The 1,290-nt window shown below is 44.5% G+C and carries 1 protein-coding gene; it reads right to left on the bottom strand.

Translation table 11 applies throughout. From position 1 onward, the window contains the following. Window positions 1-3: 3 nt before the first annotated feature. Window positions 4-1,197: an ISL3 family transposase gene (locus R7035_RS25425; RefSeq protein WP_203346307.1), complete on the bottom strand. Its 1,194-nt coding sequence runs from the start codon at window positions 1,195-1,197 to the stop codon at window positions 4-6. Window positions 1,198-1,290 lie beyond the last annotated feature (93 nt).

The following is a 1,290-nucleotide window of genomic DNA, read 5'->3' as shown; positions in this document are numbered from 1 at the left end:
GGTTCATCGCGGCTTTCCGGGGAAAGCCGCTTTTATCTTTAAGAAGAAGTAATCAGTATCTCGATATCCATACCCCATCCGCTTGATTAACTTTATCTTGTTATTTATTCCTTCGAGGGTACAGGTATTCAACGGATAGCTTGCTGAAGCAGTAATCCCATGAAGGTATGGACGGAGCTTTCGAGCGAACTCTTTTAACGGCTTGATCCCACTCTCATTCACTTGCTCCCACCATACCTTCCATAGGTTTTTAGCCTGAAGTTCAGATCCACAACGCCAGAGTTCCTTTAATTGTGCCCCCAGTAGGTAGGTTGTCATCAAGTCCTGATTCATCTCCAATATTTCAGTCAGGTAGCCGTCTTGTTGTGTATTTAAATTATCCCTATTTTTCAATAACACCCAACGTGAACGCTTGACCCATTGCCTTGCCTTTTTATCATGTTTTAGCTTATTGGCTTGGTCGACTCTGACTCTATCCATGACTTCACGACCGAACTTAGCAACAACGTGGAACAAGTCGTAAACGATACGTGCATTTGGGCAATGCTCTTGGACTTCAAGGTCAAAAGCCGTGTTCATATCCATTGCTACCGCTTCGATGTTTTTGCCATGCTCACCTAACTGCTCGAAGAACGGTCGAATATCCTTACGGCTGCGGCCTAGCCCTATCCAGATAACCTGATGGCTTTTAGCATCAGCAATGACGGTGGCATAACGATGTCCCTTAAAAATTGCGAACTCGTCCATGACGAGTTGCCTTAATTCACCCCATTTAACTTGCGGTACTACTTGTTGAAGTCGACGCTTATCTATCTCTTTGATTGTGTGCCAATGAACTCCTGTCAATTGGGCAATATGCTTAATTGGCAACAGCGGCAACAACTGTTCTATGTAGCTTCGTAGACGATTGGTGATGCGAGCATAAGGCTCTAACCAAGATAATCGTTCCGTTTTAATACCGCAGTGACTGCACTTAATGCGTCGAGTTTGGACGGATAGTTCAACGGGCACTCCAAGCAGTGAGGCTTCTTTCACGTTGCGCCATTGATACTCATGTACGGCTTGAGCTTTACGTCCACACGGGCACTTAGCGATAGAGTTCGGTTCGAGAGTGAGCTTAATCAATGATGCAGTCTGATGAGACTTTACGATATGAAAGCCTTCCCAGAATGAAGATAGGAAAGTATGATTCGACATGAAAACGGTAGTTTGTGTAGGTTTTGTTTGGCGATAAAACTCTATCACTTACTACCGTTTTTGTTTTGAGTTCCCGCTTATCCGCGATGAACC

Source organism: Vibrio sp. 1731 (assembly GCF_033339955.1).
Classification (GTDB): domain Bacteria; phylum Pseudomonadota; class Gammaproteobacteria; order Enterobacterales; family Vibrionaceae; genus Vibrio; species Vibrio alginolyticus.
Note: the sequence above shows the minus strand (reverse complement) of the source record. Positions and strands in the feature narration are given on the sequence as shown.